This window comes from Rhodococcus jostii NBRC 16295, from assembly GCF_001894825.1.
In the GTDB taxonomy this organism is placed as follows: domain Bacteria; phylum Actinomycetota; class Actinomycetes; order Mycobacteriales; family Mycobacteriaceae; genus Rhodococcus_F; species Rhodococcus_F jostii.
Map to the genome: position 1 here is coordinate 208,191 of NZ_BCWY01000001.1, position 16,858 is coordinate 225,048.

The window sequence follows — 16,858 nt, forward strand, 5'->3', positions numbered from 1 at the left end:
AGGGAACACATCATGGGACACGTCATCATCGCCACCTGGACCGCACGAGAAGGCGAGGCCGACTACATCCGGTCAATCCTCGAGAAAATGACCCCGGGCAACCGCGCCGAAGAGAAGACGGTCCACTTCCAAGCGCAGGTCAGTAACGATGACCCGAACACTTTCGTCGTCTACGAGCATTACACCGACGCCACCGGCTACGAGGAACACCGCGCCTCCGAGCCGTTTCAAACGCTCGTCCTCGGCGAGGTCATTCCGCGTCTGCAGAGCCGCTCGGTGACAACGTTCACGACCGTCGGCGACGAAGCGTGAGCACATGTCTTCAGTCCGTGATGGACCTGCCGCTCGCTGACGTCGACCCCGAGCTCGCCGCTGCGATGGCTGGCGAGCTCGGGCGGCAACGCTCGACGCTCGAAATGATCGCCTCCGAGAACCTCGTACCGCGTGCGGTATTGGAGGCCCAGGGCTCAGTTCTGACCAACAAATACGCTGAGGGGTACCCCCGGCGCAGGTATTACGGCGGCTGCGAGTTCGTCGACGTCGTTGAGCAACTCGCGATAGACCGCGTCAAAGCGCTGTTCGGAGCCGAGCACGCCAACGTCCAGCCACACGCAGGTGCGCAGGCGAGTGCAGCCGCGTTGAGCACCTTCGCCCAACCCGGGGACACCATCTTGGGTTTGGACCTTGCACATGGCGGTCACCTTACCCACGGCATGCGGCTCAATTTCTCGGGCAAGCTCTATCGCGCGGCGACCTATCAGGTCGATCCTCGGACGTCGCGGATCGACATGGACAAGGTGCTCACCATTGCCCGCGCCGAACGCCCGCGGGTCCTCATCGCCGGATGGTCGGCGTATCCACGAGAACTTGACTTCGAGGCATTCCGCGCTGTGGCCGACGACGTGGGGGCCACGCTGTGGGTGGACATGGCACATTTCGCAGGGCTTGTCGCCGCGGGACTTCACCCGTCGCCGATTCCGTATGCCGATGTCGTCACCACCACGGTGCACAAGACCCTCGGCGGGCCGCGCTCCGCGGTTATCCTCACGACGGCGGAGCATGCAAAGGCCGTCGACAGCAACGTCTTTCCCGGTCAGCAGGGCGGCCCCCTAATGCACGCCATTGCGGCCAAGGCTGTTGCGATCAAGATCGCTGCCACCGCGGAGTTCCGTACCAGGCAGCGCAACTCGGTCGAGGGGGCACGGCTGCTCGCGGCCCGTCTGTCGGAGACCGACGTGCGGAGCAAAGGGATCGACGTCCTCACCGGCGGTACCGACGTACACCTCGCCATGGTGGACCTGCGCAACTCACCGTTGACCGGACGCGACGGCGAAGACGCCTTGCACCGTGTCGGAATTACCGTGAATCGCAACGCGGTACCTTTCGATCCGCGTCCGGCGATGGTCACCTCCGGACTTCGAATCGGCACGCCCGCACTGGCCACGCGGGGATTCGGCCGGGACGAGTTCACTGAGGTGGCCGACATAGTCGCCGAAACACTCATCGGCGGCGACGAGGCGGAGTTGGCCGCCCGGGCAACCACGCTCGCCGACGCCTTCCCCATCTACCCGTACTTGCCTGACACCGCAAAGAACCACGCACAGGTGTAACCCTCCGCAGTCGTGACAGGTGTCGACTCGGGCGCCGCCGGACCCGGCACTGCATACGCCAACGGCCGCCGGTTCCGTCCCAATCCTTGCCAGAGCACATCACTACTCCCTGGAGTCCCCACTATGACCACCGCACTCCTGAGCAAGCTCGACGACCTGGTCGCCGGATTACCCACCAAGCTGTTGATTGGTGGCCGTGATGCCGACTCCGCGCACCGTGCAACATTCGGCGTGCGCAATCCGGCGACAGGCGAGACATTCATCGACGTCGCCGACGCGACGGAGACGGACGCCGTTGCCGCACTCGATGCCGCCGCTGCCGCTCAACAGTCCTGGTCCGCCACCCCTGCCCGGGAGCGATCTGTGATTTTGCGTCGCGCGTGGGAACTGGTTGTCGAGCGCGGCGAAGAGCTGGCCTTGCTGATGAGTCTCGAGATGGGTAAACCGCTTGCCGAAAGCCGTAGTGAGGTCGCATATGGCGCCGAGTTCCTACGATGGTTCAGCGAGGAGGCGACCCGCATACACGGTCGTTACACCCACGCGCCCGCAGGAAACGGCCGTATCCTGGTGACCAAGCAGGCGGTGGGTCCGGTTCTCGCGATCACACCATGGAACTTTCCGCTTGCCATGGGCACTCGCAAGATCGCACCGGCGCTCGCCGCCGGCTGCACAATGATTGTCAAGCCAGCCGAAGACACTCCGTTGACGCTCATGGTGCTCGGGCGGATCTTCGTCGAAGCGGGGCTCCCGGGAGGCGTCTTATCGGTTCTACCCACCTCGAACGCTGCTGCGATCAGCGGGGCGCTGATGGCAGACGCGCGATTGCGCAAGGTCACCTTTACGGGTTCGACCGCTGTGGGAAAACGGTTGATCGCTCAGTCCGCGGACCTCGTCCTGCGAACGTCGATGGAGCTCGGCGGCAACGCACCATTCATCGTCTTCGATGATGCCGACATCGACGACGCGGTCCAAGGGGCACTGGCGGCGAAAATGCGCAACGGCGGCCAAGCATGCACCGCAGCCAATCGCATACTGGTCGCCAACGCGGTTCGCGCGGAGTTCACGACGAAGCTGACCGAAAAGATCTCCGCCCTTGCGGTGGGCCCAGGCTATGAAGACGGGACCCGACTCGGCCCGCTGATCAACGAACGGCAACTGGGCGTCGTAGCGGCCCTCGTCGACGATGCTGTGATTCACGGCGCCACGGTGCTCACCGGCGGACATGCACTCGGCGGTGCGGGATACTTCTACGCTCCGACGGTCCTCACCGACATACCCAGCGGCGCGCGGCTGTTACGTGAGGAAATCTTCGGTCCTGTTGCAGCAATCACCGGATTCGACACCGAAGATCAAGCGATCGCGAGTGCGAACGACACAGAATACGGATTAGCGGCCTACGTCTACACCCGTGATGTGAATCGAGCACTGCGAGTATCCGAAGCATTAGAAGCTGGGCTCGTCGGCGTCAACCGTGGTGTCGTGTCGGACGCGGCAGCACCTTTCGGTGGTCTCAAACAATCCGGATTGGGCCGCGAAGGCGGCCCCGAAGGAATCGAGGAATATATCGAAACCAAATACATTGCCCTCACAAATCCTTGACTGGCATTGCTTTCAGGTGAGGGTATTTCGAAAGATTAGACATCGGCTCACCCCGGATGGCTCATCTTCGGGGCGAGCCGCTTCCAACAACCGGTCGCAATAACGCTAGGTGATGCGGGTGATCGATTAGGTCATTGTGACCGCTGGGCCGACGCCACATTCTCGTCTCATTTATTGATATTCCGAGGCTCGTCGGTTGATCACGCATTCTCGCCTTCACACTCCGCCGCTGCCGATGGCTTGTTTACCCCGCCCGCCGTGGACGATGTCGACGGCCACCATCAGTGCCTTCACATGCTGGCGACTCAGGCCACCTCACCGGTCGAGGTTCTGGCGTGTCCGGGCTGGGCAGCGAACAAGTCGCCGAGGTCGGAGTGGACCCCGAAGGTGCAGCGCTAATTTCGTAGCGTGCTCGTCTCCTGATTCGTAGTCGGCGGTGTCGTCGCTACGCCAATCTTCGACTTCTTGTTTTTGAACTGCACGACCCACTCGAACACCCAGTCGATTTGCGCCGACGCGTTGAGCGCGGTGATGTCAGTCGATTTCCCTAATGGATGGAGAATTATCCGACAGTAGGACAACTTCCTCGGAGCCTGGCCGATTGTTGCCTGTCCGATCTGCGAACGGCCTGGTTGACCGGATTTGTCGAAACTGGCCACGAATGGGCTACTTTTCCGCAGGTTAACGATATTCGATTGAGTAGGCGCTGTCGTACTGTCGTTTCAGTGCTGTGGCGGAACCCACAGTTACGCAATTTGCCCATAGATATGACCGTCCGCTCAAGGGGCGCTAATGACCATTACTCCGCAAATTCGACCACACCAACAAGGTGCGCGCAGAAACTACAGGAGAACAGTGATGTCGGTAAAGAAAATAGTTCTCACGGCCGTCGCGACCCTCGGGTTAGTACTTTTTCTACTTCCGCTCGTAACGGGAATGTTGAGCAACACCAACGGCGTCGAGAAACTGACGGGAAGCTTGAGATCGAGTATGACGCCCTCCGCGCTGGCCCAGACTCGAGCCGACATGAACACCGTGCAAGCAATGTCCGACCAACTGCAAGCGCAGACGCTGCCAGCATTGCCTGGCGCCCTCGGTATGTCCCCGGATGCATTCAACGGTTACATGGGAAAGAACTTCCCGGACGTCGACAATGGCGTGTCGCAGTTGAACACGATCCTGCCCAAGTTTCAGGGTCTCGTCGGCGGACTGGAGATGCAGGCTCCGAACTTCCGCAAAGCGGATGAGATCCCAACGAACTTTCTGCCGAGCACGACGGTGCCGTTCCTGTTCTTGATCCCCGGTGCGGCGCTGTTCCTCCTCGCAGGCAGCGCCCTCGTTCTCGGTCGGGAGAAGCTGGCTCGGGCAACCCTCGTAGTGAGCGCGGTCGTCGGAATTGTGTTCATCGTTGCGCCCCTCGTGCTGTCGGTACCGAGCAAGGCCAAAGCCGTCGATGATCTGACCACAGCGTTCGGCCCGGTGTTCACGGACCAGGGGGCGGCGGCGGCGCGGGCGGACATGGATGTCATTCAGAACATGTCCAACCAATTGCAGCAGCAGACCCTGCCGGCGCTAGCGGGTGCTCTCGACATGAATTCCACACAGTTCCAAGGTTTCATGGTGCAGAACTACCCCGCCGTCGCCACCGGTGTCTCGCAGTTGAACACGATCCTTCCCCGCTTCCAAGGTCTGGTTTCCGCCATCGGGGAGAATGTCGGGAGCTTCCAGAAGGCAGCAAGTATTCCCACTGCCGGCACCGCGACGACGACATTGTCATGGTGGTTCTTCGCGCCTGGCATCATTCTGCTGGCCATCGGTGGGATCGGGATCGCCACGCCGGCGGTCACGCGCAGGGCGGTCACCATGCAGCAGGATCGGGAGAAGAGACAGGTACTGAGCACCACATAGATAAGCATGCCGCCGTACAACTCGCCCCCTTTCGGAGAATACTTACCAAAGGGAGGAGCTGTACGGCGGCTAAGGAGTGATTCCTGTGCGTATCGAACTGCGGACCTCGCCCGGCTGCCCGCACGCCGACTCTGCACGCCGACTCGTGAGTGCTTGTCTGGTCGATCTGGGCATCGATGATGTTGCGATCATCGAGATCGTCGGCCAATACGCATCACCGACAGTGTTAGTCGACGGCCTCGACGTGATGCGCCCCGAGGGTACGCACCTGTGCGACAGCGTGTGCCGGCTGGACGTTCCTACACCGCAGCGCGTTCTGGCCGCGTTACGGGCCAGTGCGAATCCGCGGACGCCGAGACCATCCCCGCCATGCTGATCGATACGCACGAGAACAATGCACAAGGCAAGTCGACCGAATCGCCCGGCGTGCAGTAGTCGAGCTGATTTCGAAGCGTCCACGCCGAGGATGGACCGGACCGGACCTCGCCGACCCGCTCCAGGCCATGCAGCCTGTGGGCGAGATCGCCCGCAACGGCACGCTCAACGCCCCCCATTTCAGCCAGATCTTCCGCGCGGAGTACGGGATGACCCCCAGCGAATATCGCCAGCGCGCCCTTCGCCTCCCCTAGTGTCCTGAGTCGTTAATTGTTTTATTGATTCTGGTGCAGTAGCGGGCGAGGCTGGCGAGGATTTCGTCCGCGGTCTTGGTCCACACGAAGGGTTTCGGGTCTTCGTTCCACGCGACGATCCAGGCGTTGACGTCGTCTTCGAGGGCTTTGATGCTGCGGTGGGATGAGCGGCGGAGTTTACGGTTGGTCAACTCGGCGAACCAGCGCTCGACGAGGTTGAGCCAGCTACCCGAGGTGGGGGTGAAATGCAGGTGAAACCGCGGGTGGCTGGCCAGCCATTTCTTGATCGCTGGGGTCTTGTGTGTTGCGTAGTTGTCACAGATCAGGTGCAAGTCCAGCTCGGCAGGGGTGTTGGCGTCGATGGTTTTGAGGAACCGCAGGAACTCCTGGTGCCGGTGGCGACGCTGGTGCTGGCCGATGACCTTGCCGGTGGCGATATCCAACGCCGCGAACAGACTTGTGGTGCCGTAGCGGACGTAGTCGTGCGTCTTACGTTCGGGCGCACCCGGCATCATCGGCAGCATCGGCGCGGTGCGATCGAGCGCCTGCATCTGCGATTTCTCGTCCACCGCCAGCACCATCGCCTTGTCGGGAGGATCGAGGTACAACCCCACCACGTCACGGACTTTGTCGATGAACAGTGGATCGGTCGACAACTTCCACGTGTCCACCAGGTGCGGTTGGAGGCCAAATGCCCTCCAGATCCGCGAAATCGCCGTCTGGGACATCCCGGTCGCCGCCGCCATCGACCGGGTCGACCAGTGACTGTCACGGTTAGCCGGCTGCTCCTCCAGGGTCTTGGTGATCACACTCTCAACCTGGGCATCGCTCAGCTTGCGCGGCGCACCAGGCCGGGCCTCGTCATTCAAGCCTTCCAGTCGATCCTCCAGAAATCGCTTGCGCCACTTGCCAACAGTGGGCAGCGACACCCTCAATTGTCGCGAGGCTTCACTATTGGACAAGCCGTCTGCGCACGCCAGCACGATCCGCGCACGGGTCGCCAGCGCTTGAGCGGTCTTACCTCGGCGCGCCCACCCCTGCAACGTATCTCGCTCGGCCTGACTCAGTTCCAGCACGGCCAGCTTCGGTCCACGACCATCACCCATGTGACACACTCTACCAAGATGACAATGAATTAACGACTCGGGACACTAGTAGGACTTTGTTATGTGGGGAAGGTGTGGTGGCACAGTGGGCAGGTACCGATCCAACGGGCAAGTGCGCGTTGGAGTTCGTGGAGAACGGCGTAAAACGTCAGTCCTGCCCGGCTGCTTTTGGGTCGGTGAGCCGGAGGGTGGTGAGGAACAAGTGGGCGGCGGTGACCAGGGTGGCGTGGTGGTGCCAGCCCAGCCAGGAGCGACCTTCGAAATGATCCAGTCCGAGACCGGTTTTCAGCTCCCGGTAGTCGTGCTCGACGCGCCAGCGGATCTTCGCCAGCCGTACCAGCTCGGGCAGCGGGGTGTCGACGGGGAGGGTGGAGAGCCAGTAGTCGGTGGGCTCATCCGCTCCGGTCGGCCACTCGGCGAGCAACCACACCGCGGGCAGGGTGCCGTCCTCGGCGCGGGGGATGTCGCGGTTCGCCGGGCGGACTCGCAACACGGCGAACCGCGAGCGCATCGACGCGGTCGGATTGGTGGGGTCGGTCTTGCTTCCCTTGCGCCAGGTCACGGTGCGCAGGGACTTGCGTCCGGCAGCGAGGACGAGGTCCTTGCAGGTCGCGTGCGGGCCGTAGCGGGGCGTCGGCGGGCGTCCGCGGCCGCTGTAGGGCTGGGTCTCCGGGACCGCGTCGCCGGGATGGGCGCTGGTCGCGGCCTTGACGGCGACGACGTAGTCGATGCCCCGCTCGGTCAGCGCCAGCCGGAAGGCGGTGGTGTCGCCGTAGCCGGCGTCTGCGACCACGACCGGCGGGATCCGGCCCCACTCGGTCAGCTCGTCGATCATCTCGATCGCCATCGCCCATTTGGGGCGGTGATGCTCGGTGTCGGGGATCGCGGACCGTCGCCGGCGGGCGGTGATCGCCGCGATCGCATCGGGGTCGGTGGTGGACCGATCGTCCCAGCTCTCGGGCAGAAACAGCCGCCAGTCCAGTGGGGCGGACGCGGCATCGGTGGCGGCGTGCACGCTGACCGCGATCTGACAGTTGCCGACCTTGCCGAGGGTGCCCGAGTACTGGCGGGCCACGCCTGGCGAGGCGGGTCCGTCCTTGATGAACCCGGTGTCGTCGATGACCCACGCATCCGGGGTGATCAGACCACACGCCCTGCGCGACAGTGTTTTCCGCACAGGTGTGACATCCCACGGCGAAGTGGTCACGAACTGCTGCAACTGTTGGTGATCGACCCGCAACCGCTGCGCCATCGGCTGCATCGACTTCCGCCGGCCGTCGAGCATCAACCCCCGGGCATACAGCCCCGCCTTCTCGCGCTGATCCTTGCGCGCCAGCGACGAGAACACCTCACCGACAAACGTATCCAACTGTTCCCCGACGCGGTCGAGAGCGGCTGTATCCATGCCCGCATGCTCTCGAGAAAATCGCGAAAACTCGAGCCGACACGCCGAGCTAACAAAGTACTACTAGTGCGCCGTGCGGAAATTAACTTGACAGTCACCCCTGAACGGATGTCACTCCGCTTTCACGCCTTGCCGCGGCGAGGACGACCAAATTCCGAAGGCCACCACAGGCCCTGAGTAGATCGTTCAATCCAATGAATTCTCGCGAGTATCGCAGATGGTCCCAGCGGCGACGCGCCGCATGGGCCGAGGTCAACCGCACGCACAAGCATCGCGACACCGAGGCGGAGCGCCTCATCGAGTTCGCCAGTATGTGGGCACCATACGGCGGTCCGGACGAGGAAGAGATCCTCGTTCACTTCGGAATGTCGCGGCTCCGGTTCATCGAACGTTTGTGGCAGGTCATACCTGATTCCAACTGCGCTCAAGGGGAAATACGCAGTTTAGCGGGCACATACCCCGCACCCCCTGCGAACGGACGATCCTCGTCTCGTTCCGTGAGTCGCTCGGCGGGTCACGTGGACGGAGCGGGCGGCTGGCGATCCGACAGATCCCAGGCAGTTACGCAAACGTGAGCACGCGCCTCACATAGGAACGAAATGTGGAACAGTCTTTGTGACAACGACATTCTGGACTTTGCGCTTCTTTGGGAACCGCTCGGTGGGCCGGCTCCGAGGGATGTCACTGCCGCATTCGCAATCGACATCAACGAGTACGAACGCCGACTAGCAGCAGCTGTCGGGTTCCAGGTGTCCCAACTTCGGAAAGGTGGCGCCTCCCGTGAGTTCGTCTACGGGCTGTCTGCGATATCGGCGCTTGATCGAAATCCACTGCGAGTGGGTGACATATGAGCAACAACATCGTCTAATGGCTCGTATCCGAAGCCGAGACCGTCAAGTTACTTATCCCACGGCGCACTAGCTCCCGCTGCACCAATCGGTAGCTCGATTCCCCACAGATCTAACGCATTCGCACACGACAGGATCCCCGTGCCCACCTTGTTCCTCCATGCCCTCATCGCGATTTTCAGCCTCATCACAGGTCGGTCATGCATGTCGCCACGCGCGCTGATTCGACAGCTCGCGTATGCACGAGCAACCTCGTCGTGGTTGACCGCGACGGCATACCGAGACCCCTCACAAGACGACTCGAGGGCATCGTGGTCAGCGGTCGGCTCATCACCGACCGCGCGGTCCCGGGTCCGCAGCAAAGTGTAGCCACTCTCGCCGTCGAGCCGCGGTTCGGTTGCGACGGGATCAGGAGGTGCCCAGCCGATCCGCCGGCTCGGATGCGTTCTTCGATCTTCGTGGTGATTGAGGCGAGTGGCGCGGATCGCGGCGACGATGGCAAGGTCGTTGCCGGTGGCGCCGCGGAGAGCGGGCTGGCGACGTTGCAAGGCTGGCGAGGTGTAATCGTTACGGTCGGTTCGTGAGCTCCGACGACGTCGACAACGCCGAACCGGGTAGAGCCGCCTGGGCACCCTGCCGCGGAAACCCAAACACTCGGAGGCCGCGCCGCCAAGCGCTGTCCGACCGGCTCAGAACGCCCAGGCCGAGCACCACTGTCATCGAACCGATACGCCTCATACCCGCTCCTGCGGTACAGCTGCAATTGACGCGTTCCCCACAGCGCTCGAAGTGCCGAAGCAAGTCGTCTAGCGACGAAGGTGACGCTCAAGCACTGCAGCCACGGCAAGCGGACCTAGCGAGAAGAACGCGACACCGATTGTCATCAATCCTGTAGCTGCTAGAGGAAACATAGCTGGGCCCCTTGTGTTGGATCCTCGGCGGCGCCACGAGGCAACGTCGATGACTAATTCGACTCGTACACTGTATATTCGGCGCACTTACCGTGCTCGTTGCTGCGACCTCTCGATCAGGCGTTGACCGGTTAACCCCTCGACGACAGCGGCGATATCTTCTGGTGAGGCGCCGGGGTCGTCCGTTAACGCGTGTTTCGCCTCTGGTTGCACCGTCGACTGTGCAGTCGGTGGGGTCTTCTTTTCATTCATCGTGATGCTCCATTTTCGCAGCGTGGTCTCGGTTGCGGCGCGAATCACGGCGGACCACCTTTGTGTCTGCGGTTCGCTGCCCGATTGGAACAGATGCAGCCTGCGGGCAACGCCGCCCGCACCTCTTACCCCCGTCCAATCATCTCTCAACATGCATGAACGCGCAGCGCGAGCAGTCTCGACGGAACAGCGCGCAGGAGGCACCAGCGGCTCGCGCTTCTATGCCGATGCGAGGTTGGTGAGTTAGCTGCTCGCCTTCGGGATTTCGCTCGGTCCACAGCATCGCGAGAGGATCTCGAGAAGGTTGGAAGGGGCGAGGCGAGACTGTGCTGGGGACGTCGGCCGCGGGAACAGCGCGACTGGTAATGGCGAAGTTGATCTAGTTCGGACGCCGACCTTGATCGGCGCCACCGCAGTAGTGAACCAGCGCTCCCGGGCCTCGGGTGATGATCGCAACCACCCGAAACTGCGAGCAGCGGTAAGTGGTGCCGCCGGTGCGCGTTCAGTCCGCCATCGAGAGGATGGCGATCATGCGCAGCGCAGTGACGGTATGTGTCAGTAGCCCTTTCGCGACCAGTTTCCTCGTGAGGATGTTGCCGAGAACCGAAGGGCCTCGGCGGGTAAAGAATCCGACTGGAAGCAGGCCGCCGGCTTTCATCCGCAGTTGTGAGATGTCGAGGATCTGACCACGGTGGCCCACACGACGACGGCAGGTTTGTTGACGACGTCGTTGCAGATCAGAGCCTTGTTTTGTCGGAACACGATGGTCGCGGACGCGTCCGTATCGGTACTGAAGACGGCGACCGGCCGCTGGAACCGCCGGGGCGAGGTCGATCCGGTGTGGGTGCGCGGTGAGGTTCTGCTGCAACAGGGTGGCGAGGATGTTCGCGACTCCGTTGGCGGCCAACCGGGTGGGGCGGCTCCGCACCCCGACAACCAGCGCTTGGAACTGGCGATCTTGCTAGTCGCGGCGGTCCTGCAGGTGATTCGCGATCAGACCACTGCGCTGACGCGGCACGGTGCGCCGGACTTCCTGGCCAGCCACTGACTCCCGCCTGGATCATGACTCGACTCAAAGCGCTCGGAATTCCACCCCAAGTCAGCCGTAACAGCGCCTTGATGGACCTCGCGGCGGACCTCCACGCTGCAGTACTCAGCCAGCTTCTCGGCATCAGCGTCAACGCAGCCACTCACCCGCCCCGGCTACGCCGCAGAGGTGCTCCGAGGTCGGATCCACCGTTAATCGGACACTCCCGGACCGTCCTAGTCGGCTGGGGCGTTCATCGGGTCGCGTCGACTTGGGCGATGGGTGGGGGAAGGCGGCGGCGAGTTGGTCTGCGGCGTTCCCGTACCAGCGACGTCCGCGGCCGCGAAGGATTTCCCACAGTTTGTCGACGAAGCGTGATGTCGACATGCCGAAGTGGTGGAATGTCTCGTCGGCCGGCGCCCCACCGTATGGCGCCCAGATTCGGGCGAAACGGAGGATCTCTTCGTCGTCCCGACCGAGCGGTGGCGCTGCGCTGATCGGCCATCGACGATGGCGGCGCGTGCTGTGATTGTGGTGACTGACGGCCACCGTGCCGTGGGGCTGGTTGGGGGATGGGTGTGGTCGGGGGTGTGGGTTCACTGCGGTTCCTCGTTGGTCCGGTCTCGGGTTGTCTGTGTCCGACAAGTTCTTCGATGGAGCGGTTGCGTGACGGTCCTATTGGTTGGTGCGCAGCCAGAGGGCGGTGTCCGGAGGAATCGTTTGAGAGTCCCACAGGTGGGTGGAGGCGAGCAGGACGGTGACGTCCGGGTCGACCGCGATCGGTTGTCGGGACAGGTTCACGACACACCGAAACGATTGTCCGCGGTCGAAGGCGAGGACATCGGGGGCCGACGGTTGCCAGTCGAAAGAGTCACTGCGGAGGGCGGGCAGTGTGCGGCGGAGCTGGAGTGCGGTGCGGTAGAGGGTGAGCATCGAATCGGGGTCGTCGGATTCGGCGGCGACGGTCTTCGACTTCCAATTGTCGGGTTGGGGGAGCCACGGTTGTGCGTTGTCGGTGGTGAATCCGAAGGGCGGGTGGTCGCCGCTCCAGGGCAGCGGGACCCGGCATCCGTCGCGGCCGCGGATGGTGTGTCCGGATCGTTCCCAGGTCGGGTCCTGTAGTAGGTCTTCGGGCAGGTCGGTGACTTCCTCGAGTCCGAGTTCTTCGCCCTGGTAGAGGTAGGCACCGCCGGGCAGGGCGAGCATGAGCAGGGCGGCGGCACGGGCGCGTCGGGTGCCGAGGGCGAGGTCGGAGTCGGTGCCGGCGGTCAGGGTCATGGGCAGGGTGCTGGTGTCGGCGCGCCCGAATCGGGTGAGGTGGCGGGTCTCGTCGTGGCTCGAGAGCACCCAGGTGGCCGGTGCTCCGACTTCGTGGAGCGCGTCGCGGCTGCGGTCAATGGCCTCGCGCAGCGTTGCCGGGTTCCAGCCGGCTCGGGGGAAGTCGAAGTTGAAGGCGGTGTGCAGTTCGTCCGGTCGCACGTAGCGGGCCAGGCGCTCGGGGCTGCGGACGATCGCCTCGGCGACGAACATGCGGTCGGGGCCGTAGGTGTCGGCGATGGTGCGGAACTCGCGCAGGATGGTGTGGAGGTCGTCGACATCCCAGTGCGGGTTGTCGACCCAGGTGCTGGATTCGAAACGGGCTCCGGGTGCGTGGCCGGCGTCGGGCAGGCCGGGAACCTTGGCCATGGCCGACACGGCGTCGATGCGCATCCCGTCGACGCCGCGGTCGAACCAGAACCGCAGGATGTCGGCGAAGTCGGCGCGCACTTGCGGGTTGGTCCAGTCGAGGTCGGGTTGTTCGGGGGCGAACAGGTGCAGGTACCACTGGCCGGGTTGGTCGTCGTCTCCGGTGGTGCGGGTCCAGGCCGGTCCGCCGAAGGCGCTGATCCAGTCGTTCGGTGGGAGTTCGCCGGTGTCGCCGCGTCCGTCGCGGAAGAAGTACCGGGCGCGCTCGGGCGAACCGGGAGCGCTGTTCAGGGCGTCCCGGAACCAGGGGTGGGTGTGCGAGGTGTGGTTGGCGGGCAGGTCGATGATGATGCGGAGTCCGGCGGCGTGGGCGGCGGCCAGGAGGGTGTCCGCGTCGTCGAGGGTGCCGAAGAGCGGATCGATGTCGCGGAAGTCGGCGATGTCGTAGCCGCCGTCGGCCATCGGTGACCGATACCAGGGGGTGATCCACACGGCGTCCACCCCGAGGTCGACGAGGTACGGCAGGCGGGCCTGGAGGCCTGTGATGTCGCCGATACCGTCGCCGTCGGCATCGGCGAAGCTGCGCAGATACACCTGGTAGATGACGGCGTCGTGCCACCACTGACGTGCTGTGGGCATGGTTTCCCCCTGGGGGTGGTGTGGGTGTGGTGATGGGAGTGCGGGCACGGTCAGCCCTTGACGGCGCCGGAGATCATCGCCTTGACGAAGTGGCGTTGGAACAGCAGGAACACCACGATGGTGGGTGCCATGATCAACAGTGAACCGGCGTTGAGGAGCACGACGTCGGTGGAGTACTGGCCGACGAAGTTCTGCAGTGCGCCCGCCATGGTGCGTTTGCTGGGGTCGTCGATCAGGACGATGGCCTGCAGGAAGGTATTCCAGGTCCACAGGAACAGCAGCAGGCACAGCGAGGCCAGCGCCGGGACCGCCAGCGGGACCTGGACATGGCGGAACGCCTGCCAGGGGCCGGCACCGTCGAGTGCCGCGGCCTCGGTGAGCTCCTTCGGCATCGAGAGAAAATGGGCCCGCATCCAGAAGACGGCGAACGGCATGAACGTGCCGATCAGGACCAGGATCAGGCCCAGGCGGGTGTTGAGCAGGTTCATCTCGCGCAGCTGGTAGTAGAGCGGCACGATCGTCGCTTCCCGCGGGAGGGTCAACCCCAGCAGCAGGAGCAGAAACACGACGGTGCCGCCGGGGACCTTCAGCTGACCGAGCCCGTAGCCGGCCATCGCGGCGAACAACGCGGCGACCGGGACGACGCCGGCGACGAGGATGATGCTCGAGACCAGCAGGGGTGTCACCTCCGCGACGCGCCAGGCGTCGAGGAAGTTGTGCCACTGCGGGTTCGACGGCCACGACAGCCCCAAGGGGACGGTGCCCTGCGGCTGCAGCGCCGCCGACAGCATGCTCAGCAACGGCAGAATCGAGAAGATCATCGTGCCCAGCAGCAGGACGAGTCCGGGGATGCGTTGGCGGACGGAGGTTTTCATGATCATTTCTCTCTGAAGAAGCGCTGGATCGGCAGGATGACCAGCAGGATCAGCCCGGTGAGGACGACGGCGAGTGCGCTGGCGAGGCCGACCCGGGCTTCGGTGAAACCAAGCTGGTAGATCTGGACACCGGGAACGGTGGTCGCGTAGCCGGGTCCACCCTGGGTGGACATGAACACGATGTCGAAGCTGGCAAGAGCGGCGATGACGGTGACGGTGACGCAGACCCCGATTTCGGCCCGCAGGGCGGGAACGGTGACGTAGCGGAAGGTGCTGAAGAAGCCGGCACCGTCGAGTCGGGCCGCCTCGTAGATCGCAATGTCGATCTTCCCGATGCCCGCCATGAGCAGGATGGTGCAGAATCCGAGCCCGAGCCAGGTCCCGATGACGCCGACCGCGGGCAGTGCCCAGTCGAAGTCGCCGAGCCACGACCGGGTGAGGCCGCCGAGGCCGACTGCCGAGAGGAGTTGGTTCACGGTGCCGTTGCTCGAGAACATCCACACCCAGGCGACCGCGGCCGCGGCGCCGGGGATGATCTGCGGCAGGAACAGCAACGTGCGGGTGAGGGTTCCGAGGCCGCGGATGCGGATCTCCTGCAGCAGGGCGGCGACGAGAAGTCCGCCGATCACCGGGAACACGGTGAAGAACGCGATGAGGAAGAACGCGTGCCCGATCGAGGACAGCAACTGCGGGTCGGTGAGGACGCGGCCGTAGTTGCCGAGTCCCACCCAGCTGCCGACGGAGATGCCGTCCCAGTTGTAGAGGGAGTACCAGATGGTGGTCAGCAGCGGCCGCAGGACGAACACGGTGTACACCAGCGCCGCGGGGAGGACGAACAGCCATCCGGTCAGGGCTCGTTTGGCGCGGTGCCCCCGGTCGGGCCGGATTGCGGCGCGGTGACCGAACGCCCGGACGGGGGATGTCTGGGGGGTGTGCGCGGTGGAGGTCATCGGAGAAGGTCCTGCTCGTAGGCGGATTGGACGGCGCCCATCATCTGCCCGGGGGTGGTTCGGCCGGCGGCGAGCATCTGGACCTGCGGTAACCAGGTGCCGGACATGCCGTTGGTGGCGTTCTGGACGAACTGGACCTGGCCGTCGGCGGCGACCAGCCTGCCGAAGGCGGCCTGGATCTGGGCGCCCAGCGATCCGGGTGCGGTGGCCGGGACCTCGCCGGTTCCGGAGGGGGCGAAACCGGCGTCGACCGCGACCTGCCGGCCGGCCTCGGAGCGGAGGAAGTCCAAAAAGGCTGCGGCGGCGTTCTTGTCGTCCGAGCCCGAGGGGATTGCGAAGTTGGACACCGGATCCGACATGGCCAGCACGGGTTCTCCCGCCGGTATCGGCGGGAGAACGAAGCCGACGTTGCCGCCCATCTTGGTCTGCAGGGCCGCGGCATCCCAGTTGCCGGAGGCGTAGAACAGTGCCTCGCCGGCGGCGAACCGACCGGCGGCGGCGGTCGCGTCGGTGCCGTTGGTGTCCTGGGGGAAGTAGCCGTTCGCGGCCCAGTCGGCCACGACCGCGGCCGCATCGACGCCGGCGGGGGTGTCGAGGGTGGCACCGGGAGCGTTGAAGACCCAGTCGTTGACCGCATCGCGCCCCAACGATGCATTCAGCATCATCTGGACCAGGAAGGTGACCTGGGCGCTCTTGTTGCCGGCCATGATCGGGACCAGCCCGGCGGTCTTCGCCGACGCCAGGGCCTGCTCGAAGTCCTCGACGGTGGCGGGCGGCGAGGTCATTCCGATGCGGTTCGCGAGATCCTTGTTGTAGTAGAGACCGGTCAGCGTGAACCCGCTGGCCATCGTGTACTGCGGACCGGTGCCCCGGACCCCGGCGTCATCGACCCGATACATGGCCATCTGCCCCTCCGGTAGCTCGTTCCAGCCGTAGGCGTCGGCCCACGGATCGAGTGCGGTGAGCTGGCGGTTGGCCACCGCCGCCGGCAGCGCAATGATCCGCGCGATATCCGGCGGATTATCCGAGGCGAGCACCCGGGGCGCGTTGACCGCCTGAACCTCGTCCGGGTCGTAGCGCGCGGTGATGGTCACGTTCGGGTGGCGCTCGGTGAACGCCGCGATCAGGGCCTCGTCGATCTTCTTCAGCCCCGCCCCGTCGTACAGGGTCAACTCGATCGGGTCGGTACCGAGATCCGTGCGCACCGCTACCGGCTCCGTCGGTGCTGTCGTGGTGTAGCCGCTGCCCGGCGGCGCGCAGGCCACCGCCGAAGGCAGGATCGCGGCGCAGGCGACCGCGGCGAACCTGCGCGCCCACCGGCCCCGGTTCGAGTGGTGTGAGTCCATAGCTCCTCCGCATTGAGACGCGCATCACAATTCGGAAGCGCTTCCGAAGCATATGTCGGAAGCGCTT

At 64.2% G+C, this 16,858-nt stretch carries 13 protein-coding genes and 1 pseudogene; 6 read left to right on the forward strand and 8 right to left on the reverse strand.

Annotated elements, in window-relative coordinates:
- Positions 1-12: 12 nt before the first annotated feature.
- The 6 genes from RJ1_RS01005 to RJ1_RS48745 all read left to right on the forward strand — a co-directional run bounded on the left by RJ1_RS01005 (position 13) and on the right by RJ1_RS48745 (position 5,746).
- Positions 13-312 carry a putative quinol monooxygenase gene (locus RJ1_RS01005; RefSeq protein ID WP_073358024.1) on the forward strand — a complete coding sequence of 100 codons (300 nt, stop codon included), beginning with the start codon at positions 13-15 and terminating at the stop codon, positions 310-312.
- Between the two features lie 20 nt (positions 313-332).
- The gene (gene glyA, locus RJ1_RS01010; protein WP_073358025.1) at positions 333-1,610 is read left to right on the forward strand and encodes a serine hydroxymethyltransferase; all 1,278 of its coding nucleotides are present in this window, start codon (positions 333-335) and stop codon (positions 1,608-1,610) included.
- A 123-nt stretch (positions 1,611-1,733) separates the two neighbouring features.
- On the forward strand, positions 1,734-3,209 hold the full coding sequence (locus RJ1_RS01015) for an NAD-dependent succinate-semialdehyde dehydrogenase (protein ID WP_143048798.1): 1,476 nt from the start codon (positions 1,734-1,736) through the stop codon (positions 3,207-3,209).
- Between the two features lie 936 nt (positions 3,210-4,145).
- On the forward strand, positions 4,146-5,117 hold the full coding sequence (locus RJ1_RS01020; protein ID WP_240319576.1) for a hypothetical protein: 972 nt from the start codon (positions 4,146-4,148) through the stop codon (positions 5,115-5,117).
- A gap of 85 nt (positions 5,118-5,202) precedes the next feature.
- Positions 5,203-5,493: an alkylmercury lyase gene (locus tag RJ1_RS01025; protein WP_073358027.1), complete on the forward strand. Its 291-nt coding sequence runs from the start codon at positions 5,203-5,205 to the stop codon at positions 5,491-5,493.
- 127 nt (positions 5,494-5,620) lie between these two features.
- On the forward strand, positions 5,621-5,746 hold the full coding sequence (locus RJ1_RS48745) for a helix-turn-helix transcriptional regulator (RefSeq protein ID WP_083400300.1): 126 nt from the start codon (positions 5,621-5,623) through the stop codon (positions 5,744-5,746).
- Here the strand turns inward: RJ1_RS48745 and RJ1_RS01035 are convergent.
- The 8 genes and pseudogenes from RJ1_RS01035 to RJ1_RS01075 all read right to left on the reverse strand — a co-directional run bounded on the left by RJ1_RS01035 (position 5,743) and on the right by RJ1_RS01075 (position 16,791).
- Entirely contained in the window at positions 5,743-6,852 is a 1,110-nt protein-coding gene (locus RJ1_RS01035) for an IS630 family transposase (protein ID WP_073358028.1), read from the reverse strand. The two genes, RJ1_RS48745 and RJ1_RS01035, sit on opposite strands and share 4 nt — an antisense overlap.
- Before the next feature lie 148 nt (positions 6,853-7,000).
- Complete coding sequence (locus RJ1_RS01040) at positions 7,001-8,257, reverse strand: IS701 family transposase (protein WP_073358029.1); 1,257 nt, start codon at positions 8,255-8,257, stop codon at positions 7,001-7,003.
- A gap of 1,846 nt (positions 8,258-10,103) precedes the next feature.
- Positions 10,104-10,316, reverse strand: a complete 213-nt coding sequence (locus RJ1_RS45720; protein ID WP_141474109.1) for a hypothetical protein — start codon at positions 10,314-10,316, stop codon at positions 10,104-10,106.
- Positions 10,317-10,770: 454 nt separating this feature from the next.
- Positions 10,771-11,208: pseudogene (locus RJ1_RS01055) on the reverse strand (hypothetical protein).
- Positions 11,209-11,970: 762 nt separating this feature from the next.
- Entirely contained in the window at positions 11,971-13,620 is a 1,650-nt protein-coding gene (locus RJ1_RS01060; protein WP_073358032.1) for a glycoside hydrolase family 13 protein, read from the reverse strand.
- Between the two features lie 50 nt (positions 13,621-13,670).
- Positions 13,671-14,495, reverse strand: coding sequence for a carbohydrate ABC transporter permease (locus RJ1_RS01065; RefSeq protein ID WP_073358118.1), 825 nt, complete (start codon positions 14,493-14,495; stop codon positions 13,671-13,673).
- Positions 14,496-14,497: 2 nt separating this feature from the next.
- Positions 14,498-15,445: a carbohydrate ABC transporter permease gene (locus RJ1_RS01070; protein ID WP_073358033.1), complete on the reverse strand. Its 948-nt coding sequence runs from the start codon at positions 15,443-15,445 to the stop codon at positions 14,498-14,500.
- Positions 15,442-16,791, reverse strand: a complete 1,350-nt coding sequence (locus RJ1_RS01075; RefSeq protein ID WP_073358034.1) for an ABC transporter substrate-binding protein — start codon at positions 16,789-16,791, stop codon at positions 15,442-15,444. Before RJ1_RS01075 ends, RJ1_RS01070 begins: the two co-directional genes overlap by 4 nt.
- Between the last annotated feature and the right edge of the window lie 67 nt (positions 16,792-16,858).

Coding starts and splice junctions, on each gene's coding strand:
- RJ1_RS01015 (WP_143048798.1), top strand. CDS start 1,734: ATGACCACCGCACTCCTGAGCAAGCTCGACGACCTGGTCGCCGGATTA.
- RJ1_RS01070 (WP_073358033.1), bottom strand. CDS start 15,445: ATGACCTCCACCGCGCACACCCCCCAGACATCCCCCGTCCGGGCGTTC.
- RJ1_RS01060 (WP_073358032.1), bottom strand. CDS start 13,620: ATGCCCACAGCACGTCAGTGGTGGCACGACGCCGTCATCTACCAGGTG.
- RJ1_RS01005 (WP_073358024.1), top strand. CDS start 13: ATGGGACACGTCATCATCGCCACCTGGACCGCACGAGAAGGCGAGGCC.
- RJ1_RS01065 (WP_073358118.1), bottom strand. CDS start 14,495: ATGAAAACCTCCGTCCGCCAACGCATCCCCGGACTCGTCCTGCTGCTG.
- RJ1_RS48745 (WP_083400300.1), top strand. CDS start 5,621: ATGCAGCCTGTGGGCGAGATCGCCCGCAACGGCACGCTCAACGCCCCC.
- RJ1_RS01075 (WP_073358034.1), bottom strand. CDS start 16,791: ATGGACTCACACCACTCGAACCGGGGCCGGTGGGCGCGCAGGTTCGCC.
- RJ1_RS01020 (WP_240319576.1), top strand. CDS start 4,146: ATGTTGAGCAACACCAACGGCGTCGAGAAACTGACGGGAAGCTTGAGA.
- RJ1_RS01040 (WP_073358029.1), bottom strand. CDS start 8,257: ATGGATACAGCCGCTCTCGACCGCGTCGGGGAACAGTTGGATACGTTT.
- RJ1_RS01035 (WP_073358028.1), bottom strand. CDS start 6,852: ATGGGTGATGGTCGTGGACCGAAGCTGGCCGTGCTGGAACTGAGTCAG.
- glyA (WP_073358025.1), top strand. CDS start 333: ATGGACCTGCCGCTCGCTGACGTCGACCCCGAGCTCGCCGCTGCGATG.